The sequence below is a fragment of the Actinotalea sp. C106 genome (genome assembly GCF_023630195.1).
GTDB lineage: Bacteria > Actinomycetota > Actinomycetes > Actinomycetales > Cellulomonadaceae > Actinotalea.
This window is the reverse complement of the sequence record NZ_JALPKN010000155.1, coordinates 1-7538: the sequence shown is the minus strand read 5'-3', so window position 1 is coordinate 7538 and position 7538 is coordinate 1. Positions and strand designations below refer to the sequence as shown.

General features: G+C 71.7%; 8 protein-coding genes, 1 tRNA gene and 1 pseudogene. 6 read left to right on the top strand and 4 right to left on the bottom strand.

All coding sequences use genetic code 11. The features are described from left to right. Positions 1-720: cold shock domain-containing protein (locus L0B03_RS19580; RefSeq protein ID WP_308200043.1), on the bottom strand; the 720-nt coding region annotated here is incomplete at its 3' end. 158 nt (positions 721-878) lie between these two features. Between L0B03_RS19580 and L0B03_RS11245 the strand changes: the two genes are divergently transcribed. After that, positions 879-1340 (top strand): hypothetical protein, encoded by a 462-nt coding sequence (locus tag L0B03_RS11245; RefSeq protein WP_250445883.1) that lies wholly within the window; start codon positions 879-881, stop codon positions 1338-1340. 103 nt (positions 1341-1443) lie between these two features. On the opposite strand, the gene L0B03_RS11240 is transcribed toward L0B03_RS11245, so the two are convergent. Next, positions 1444-1608: a hypothetical protein gene (locus L0B03_RS11240; RefSeq protein ID WP_250445882.1), complete on the bottom strand. Its 165-nt coding sequence runs from the start codon at positions 1606-1608 to the stop codon at positions 1444-1446. Between the two features lie 239 nt (positions 1609-1847). Here L0B03_RS11240 and L0B03_RS11235 point away from each other — a divergent pair, with 239 nt between their 5' ends. The 5 genes from L0B03_RS11235 to L0B03_RS11215 all read left to right on the top strand — a co-directional run bounded on the left by L0B03_RS11235 (position 1848) and on the right by L0B03_RS11215 (position 6663). After that, entirely contained in the window at positions 1848-2180 is a 333-nt protein-coding gene (locus L0B03_RS11235) for a helix-turn-helix transcriptional regulator (protein ID WP_250445881.1), read from the top strand. 322 nt (positions 2181-2502) lie between these two features. After that, a tRNA-Lys gene (locus L0B03_RS11230) sits at positions 2503-2575 on the top strand. A gap of 304 nt (positions 2576-2879) precedes the next feature. Beyond that, entirely contained in the window at positions 2880-4106 is a 1227-nt protein-coding gene (locus L0B03_RS11225; RefSeq protein WP_250445880.1) for an EAL domain-containing protein, read from the top strand. Between the two features lie 141 nt (positions 4107-4247). Further along, the gene (locus L0B03_RS11220) at positions 4248-5627 is read left to right on the top strand and encodes a hemolysin family protein (RefSeq protein WP_250445879.1); all 1380 of its coding nucleotides are present in this window, start codon (positions 4248-4250) and stop codon (positions 5625-5627) included. Further along, complete coding sequence (locus tag L0B03_RS11215) at positions 5620-6663, top strand: hemolysin family protein (RefSeq protein ID WP_250445878.1); 1044 nt, start codon at positions 5620-5622, stop codon at positions 6661-6663. Before L0B03_RS11220 ends, L0B03_RS11215 begins: the two co-directional genes overlap by 8 nt. Before the next feature lie 102 nt (positions 6664-6765). Here the strand turns inward: L0B03_RS11215 and L0B03_RS11210 are convergent, their stop codons facing one another. Then, a complete protein-coding gene (locus tag L0B03_RS11210) occupies positions 6766-7047 on the bottom strand; it encodes an adhesin (protein WP_208056854.1) in 282 nt (93 codons plus the stop codon). 182 nt (positions 7048-7229) lie between these two features. Further along, positions 7230-7538, bottom strand: a pseudogene (locus L0B03_RS11205) (hypothetical protein); the annotation flags it as partial.

Here is a 7538-nt window from a genome sequence, read left to right as displayed (position 1 = left end):
CCCACCCCGTGGTGCCGCACCGCGCTGCGGTGCCGAGCCGCGCACGGGCGCCGACCCACGCACGAGCCGCAGGTCGCGGGCCTGCGGGCCCTTCTCGCTCACGACGACGTCGTAGGCCACCCGGTCCCCCTCGGACAGCTCGGTCAGGCCCCCGGTCAGGGCGCGGACGTGGACGAAGACGTCGTCGCTGCCGGCTTCAGGGGTGATGAACCCGAAACCCTTGTCGGCGTCGTACCAGGACACGGTGCCGTCGGCGCCGTCGGAAGCCACCGCCTGCTGGGCGGCCTGGGCCCCGAGCGGCAGCAGGTGGTCGGCCTGCGGCCCCTTCTCCCCGTCGACGACCATGAACGCCACTCGCTGCCCGTCGGTGATCACGCCGCCCCCGACGATCGCCGAGCTGTGCACGAAGATCTCCGCGCCACCGCCGTCGGGCGTGACGAAGCCGTACCCCTTGCCGGGCTCGTACCAGGTGACGGTGCCGAGCACGCCGAGCGCTCCGTCGACAGCCTGGTCGCCGGTGACCCTGACCTTGCGCGCCTGCGGGCCGCGGTTGCCCTCGCCCACCTCGAACTCGACGGTCTGCCCCTCGCGGAGCGACTTCATCGCGTCGTCGCTGACGATCTCGGACGCGTGCACGAACAGGTCCTCGGCCCCGTCCTCGAGGGCGAGGAAGCCGAACCCACGCTCGGCGTCGAACCAGCGGACAGTCCCGTGCGGCACGGTGAACTCCTTGTCAAGACTTCGGTCGGTGAACGTCTAGTGTCCCTGACCCGCCAGCCCGGGACGCCACGGGCCCCCACCTCCACGCCTCGAGGAGCAGCTCAGCCAGGCCTACAGTGAGACCTACATCACCACGGATGCGGGCGCAGGGGGCTTCCATGCATCGATCTTCTCGCGTCACCACGGCACGTGTGTGGGCTGCCCGGCCCCTCGGGGGCATCGTGGTTCTTCTTGCCGTTGCTGCGTGTGCGACGACGCAGACCCGCGCGCTGACCGAGGGGGACCAGACGCTCCTCGTCCAGACCGTCAGCGATAGTGGTGCCGACGCCGCCCTCGTGGGAGACCTCGGTGTGAACGATCGGGGCTGCCTCGGTCTGGTCGGTGCTGACGGGACGGTCACGACGGCGATCTGGCCTCAGGGGTTCGACCTCGTGAGCGAGGGACGGGTGCGCACAGCACGAGGCACGGTTCTCGAGATCGGTGCGTCGATCTCAGGCGGCGGAGGGCGCACCCATTTCGAGGCGGCCTACCCTGCGCTCGCGGACCTCTGCCTGCCCGATGGGATCGACCCCGACGACGAAGCGGCGGAGGTCATCGTGCTCGCGTCGGTGGACCCCTGACCTGCGACGTCGCACTCCGGCCCGCCGGGAGAGGGGCCACTCGTCCCACGGCACGCACCAGCGCCTCCCCTGACCCCGAGCGGCTCACCGGGGCCCTGACGAGTCAGGACCCCACAGGCCCCCACATCCACGCCACGAGGAGCACGAGCACGACAGCCGCGCCGGTGAGCGCGAGCGCCGGGCCGCGCCGCTCGCGGCGGAACCACGCCACAGTCAGCAAGGCTCCAGCACACATGAGCAGAGCTGCTGCCGCGATCGGGTACCACATGTGAACCTCCAGGGTCGATCAGTGAAGCTTGCCAGCGCGCCGAGCGCACAGTTCGCAGTGCGTCGGCCGTGGTCCAGTTGCAGCGGTGCTGGGCAACGCCGGAGGTCCAGTGCTTGGTCCGGGTCGGGCGGACCTTCTCACCGCCTCCTGCCCCAGCGCCACCTCGGACACCTGGTTGTTCAGTACATCGCACGCTACGGTTGATTAGCGTTGATACATTGAGCCCTGGAGGTGCTGCCGTGAGGCGACCGCACAGCTACTCACCAGTGACGTTGGCGTCCCTGGAACTGCTCGGGCTGCGAATCGCGACCGCGCGCCGTGAGCGACGGTGGACGGTGGCGGAACTAGCTGACCGGGCAGGGATCTCCCCGAACACGTTGCGCAGTGCCGAAAGGGGCGCGGCGACGGTCTCGGCGGGGGTGATGCTCGAGCTCGCGACGCTGCTAGGAGTGGGGGTGCTCGCAGCGGACGTGAAGGATCTGGACCGGCTCGTCGCGAACGAGCGCGCGCGCTTGGACTTCATGCCCGCTCGGGTGCGGGAGCCGTCAGGGGGCATCGATGACGACTTCTGAGGCGTCCGCGTCCGTGCGGGGCCGTGGGGTCTGGGCACGGGAACATCCTTCCAGCGGGGACCACGTCCCCACAGGTCAGGTGTCACCTATTCGTGCAGCAGACCCCTTCGTCGCGTCCGGATGACGTCGCGAACTACACGGTGATTATCCCGAGGGTTCCACCGACCCCACCGCCGCACCCCCGGCCCCTCACGCGCCAACCCCGACAGCCCCCTGACAAGGCGGTACGGTCGATCCCGTCACCACCAGGGCGCCCGCCGCGCCCCGGCGAACGACACGGGTGTTGTCCTGTGGGTTCCACGAGTTGGACCACTCATCACCCGGGCCTCTAGCTCAATTGGCAGAGCTGCGGACTTTTAATCCGTAGGTTGTGGGTTCGAGCCCCACGGGGCCCACCGACCCCTTAGCTCGTGCACCCGCGGCGCCGCGAACATCACGTGGGAATGGCCGAAGACGCCCTGCGCCCTGCGGCGCTCGGACTCGGCCACCAGGTGCCGGGAGACGGCGACTGCGTCGAGGTCAGAGTCCGCCCGCCCGCGCCACCGGGTCTCGTGGTGGGTCGCCAGCGAGATCAAGATCGGCCTCATCCTCGCCTTCTCATGTGCCGAAAAGGACAATGGGTGGACGTACTGCCCGGCTGTGCCTGTTTGCTGACGGGGGACCGTGGTGGCTGAACCACAGCGAGTGCCAGGGCCTGTGGTGGGCGCGACGTCGACGTCGCCCGACCACTCCCTGGCCGCGCCCGCGGCCCTGCACGACAACCCCGTGGACCGTCTGGTCGCCCGCGCCGCACGGATCTCCCCGGTGGTCTCGGTGACGTCCTTGGCGCTCATGCTCGCCGCCATCTGGGTCGCGGTGTACGTCTCGGGCGGGACGCAGCGCGCCCTGCCGCACCTGTTCTACGTGCCGATCATCCTCGGCGCCCTGGCCTTCGGCTGGCGCGGGTCCTTCCTCACCGCGATCGCGGCGTCGGTGCTGTGCGGACCTGTCATGCCGCTCGACAGCGTGACCGGCGAGGCCCAGCAGGTCGTCAGCTGGGTGACGCGCTCGGTGATGTTCGTGGTCATCGGGGTGGTGATCGCCGCGGTGCTCTCGGCGCGCCAGCACCTCCTCGAGCAGCAGCTCGAGCGCGAGGTGCGCACCGCGATCGCCCGCTCGACCAACGGCGCCCGGCACGTCGACCACGAGGTCGCCTCCCGCGTGGCCGACGTGCTCGAGCGGCGCGCCTTCCACCCCGTCTACCAGCCGGTCTTCTCGCTGCGGACCGGTCGTCTGCTCGGCGTCGAGGCCTTGACCCGGTTCGACGCCGAACCTGCCCGCACGCCTGATGTGTGGTTCGAGGCAGCGGCCTCGGTGGGGCTCGGCCCGGACCTCGAGATCGCCGCGATCGAGGCCGCCCTGGGGCCCGAGGGACTGGGCGGGGCGCAGATCGACGTCTCGGTCAACGCCTCCCCCAGCACCCTCGCCGACCCGCGGCTGCTCGAGCTGGTCCGCGCCCGCCCTGACAGGTCCCTGACGATCGAGATCACCGAGCACGCCGCGATCGAGGACTACCACGTGCTCAAGGCCAACCTCGCGCCGCTGCGGGCCGCGGGCGTCCGGGTGGCCGTGGACGACGCGGGGGCCGGCTTCTCGAGCCTGCAGCACATCGTCCAGCTCGCCCCCGACGTCATCAAGCTCGACATGTCCCTCACCCAGGGGGTCGACACCAGCCCCCTGCGCCGCGCACTGGCCGGGGCGCTGATCGACTTCGCCGAGCGCACCGGCGCCCAGCTCGTGGTCGAGGGCATCGAGACGGACACCGACCTCGCGGCGTGGTCCGCCCTCGGCGCCCACGCCGTCCAGGGGTACCTCGTGGGGCGCCCGGGCGCCCTGCCCGCCCCGCCGTCGAGCCCGCGGATCGCGTCGATGCTCGCCCTGCGCTGAGCACACCCGACGGCGTCGGGTCGCCGTGGGCCGGATCAGGGAAGACCGCGAGCCGTCAGATCCCTTATCGTGTGCTGCCATGGACCTACCCGGCTCACCACGTGAGCCACTCGGACCCCGCTCCCGGTCGGTGATCGACCGGTGAGTCCCGAGTGGCTCCTCCTGATCCTCGTCGTCGTGCTCATCGCGGCCAACGGACTGTTCGTCGCCGCCGAGTTCGCCCTCGTCACGGTCGACCGCCCCACGATCTCCAAGCTCGCCGACGACGGCGACAAGCGCGCCACCTCGGTGCGCACCGCCCTGCGGTCGCTGTCGACCCAGCTCTCGGGCGCCCAGCTCGGCATCACCGTGACCAGCCTGATCGTCGGGTTCATCGCCGAGCCGTCGATCGCCACCATCCTGCGCGGCCCCCTCGAGAGCTGGGGCATGCCGGACGGCACCGCGGCCGCCGTGGCCCTGACCGCGGGCTTCCTCATCGCGACCTCGACCCAGATGGTCTTCGGCGAGCTCGTGCCCAAGAACTGGGCCATCGCCGAACCCGTCCGGGTGGGCCGCGCCGTCGCCGGCGCCCAGCGGGGCTTCACCTGGGTCGCTGGTCCGCTGATCCGCTTCCTCAACGGCAGCGCCAACAACATCGTCCGCCGCCTGGGCATGGAGCCGCAGGAGGAGCTGGCCTCGGCCCGCTCGGCCCAGGAGCTCGGCGCCCTCGCCAGCCGCTCGGCCATCGAGGGCAAGCTCGACGCCGAGGTCGCCCGCCGCGTGACCCACACCGCCGAGCTCACCGAACGCACCGCGGCCGACGCGATGACCCCGCGCCCCCGGGTCCGCTTCCTCGACGCGACCGATCCCGTCAACGACGTCCTGACCCTCACGGCCCGCACCGGCCACGCCCGCTTCCCCGTGCTGGGCGAGGACGTCGACGACGTCGTCGGGGTGGTGCACTTCAAGCACGCCCTGGCCATCCCGGCCCTCGAGCGCGCGAGCCGCACCATCGGCGAGATCGCCCAGCCCGTCGCGGCGGTGCCCTCCGCGATGCCGCTCGACTCGGTGCTCGGCGTCCTGCGCGACGGGCTGCAGCTCGCCATGGTCGTCGACGAGTACGGCGGTACCGACGGCGTCATCACCCTCGAGGACCTCGTCGAGGAGATCGTCGGGGAGATCGAGGACGAGCAGGACCGTCCGATCGGCCGCCACCGGCAGGTCGGCCCCGACGCGTGGTCCCTGTCCGGCCTGCTGCGTCCCGACGAGGCCGGCGAGATCACCGGCGTCGACGTCCCCGAGGGCGAGGAGTCCGACACCCTGGGCGGCCTCATCACCGAGCACCTCGAGCGCTTCCCCGCGGTCGACGACGAGGTGGTCCTCGAGGGCCGCGACTCCCGCCTGCTGGACGACGTCGGGCTGCCGACCCCCACCCAGGTGCGGCTGCGCGTCACGCGCCTCGACGGACGGCGCGTGGACCGCGTGCTGATGACCGTCGAGCCGATCACCGACGAGGACGACGAGGAGGACACCGATGGCTGACCTCCCCGCCCTCGGCATCGGCCTGGCCCTGCTGCTCGGCAACGCGTTCTTCGTCGGCGCCGAGTTCGCCCTGATCTCGGCCCGACGCACCCAGATCGAGCCCCGGGCCTCCGAGGGATCGGCCATGGCGCGGATCACCCTGCGCGCCATGGAGCGGGTCTCGCTGATGATGGCCGGCGCCCAGCTCGGCATCACCATGTGCTCCCTGGGCCTGGGCGCCATCGCCGAGCCCGCGCTCGCCCACCTGCTCGAGGTCCCGCTCGCGGCCGTGGGGGTCTCCGGCCCGCTGCTGCACGGCATCGCCTTCACGATCGCCCTGGGCGTCGTGGTGTTCCTGCACATGGTCCTGGGGGAGATGGTGCCCAAGAACATCGCCATCGCCGGGCCCGAGCGTTCCGCGATCCTCATGGGCCCGCCGCTCTACCTCATCGTGCTGATCCTCAAGCCGCTGATCGTGGCCCTCAACTGGATCGCGAACATGGTGCTCAAGGCGCTGCGCGTGACCCCGCGCGAGGAGGTGGCCTCGACCTTCACCGCGGACGAGGTCGCCGGCTTCATCGCCGAGTCCCGCCAGCAAGGGCTGCTCGAGGAGGCCGAGCACGACCTGCTGGCCGGTGCGCTGAGCATGGGCATCGAGCAGATCCACGCGGTCGCGGTCCCCCTCTCCGAGCTCGTGGTGCTGCCCGCGGGCGCGACCCCGGCCCAGGCCGAGACCGAGTGCGTACGCACCGGGTTCTCGCGCTTCCCGATCCGCGGTCCCGAGGGCGCCATGGTCGGCTACGTGCACCTCAAGGACCTGCTGATGGCTCCGGCGCACACCCTCGACCAGCCGATCCGGCCCCGGCTGATCCGCCCCCTGGTCGAGGTCGACGGCGAGACCACGCTCGACGCGGCGCTCACCGCGATGCAGGCCCGTGGCACCCACGTGGCCCTCATCACCACCCAGGGCGAGCCGCAGGGCATCGCGATGCTCGAGGACGTCGTCGAGAGGCTCGTCGGTGAGGTGGTGGACGCCGCCCAGCGTCCGAAGGACTGACCGACCCGTCCGCGCCGCCGTCCCAGGCAGCGCGACCCCGGGCACGACGAAGGCCGCCCCAGCAGATGCTGTGGCGGCCTTCGTGGTGAGCTGGGGGCTCGCTCAGCCCTGGGGGGCGAGCAGGAAGCCGGTGCCGTCCTCGGAGGGGGCGGCGTCGAGCTGCTGGTCGGCGAGGGTGCTCGAGGTCGTCGGCTCGACGAAGACGCGGGCGCCCTCGGCCTCGATGACCTCGTCGCCCTCGACCGGGGCAGGCACGAGAGACAGCTCGAAGCTGCCGACCTGCTGGGCGGACTCGGCGATCCGCAGACCGCCCTCGTCGGGGAGGCCAGCACGGGTCGAGATGTCCTGGACGGCGTGACGGGCGTTGTCGGTCAGGGTGAGCATGGGTGCTCCTTCGGTGGCCGGGATCGACGCCAGGCTCGGCAGGTGTGCCGCACCGGGGATCAGGCGTCTCGAACTAGACCACCGTCACAAGCCCAGGACGGGACCGCAAGCGTTGGGCCCCGTGGTGTCCACCCAGCGGACGTCACCGTCACGCGACGTGAAGCCCGCGGGCAGACCACGGCTCAGCGCGGGGCCTCGTCCTCCTCGACCGGCGCCACCGTCGGGTGCTCGGCGGTGTGCTCGCGCTCCTCCATGACCTCCTGGCCAGGACCTGCGAAGGCCTTGGACCGCTCGACCGCCGCGAGGCTGCCCGTGAAGAGCCGCGAGTGCTTGTCCAGGTCGAGGCGCACGGTGTCCTGCTGCGAGCCGAGCTCGCGCTGCAGCTCAGCCGCCCGACGACGGCGGGGCGGGCCCACCGGGGCCATCACCTGGGTCTCCTGCCTCGGGTCCGCGTCCGCGCGTCCGGGCTGGGGCGTGGGTGCGGGCTCGGG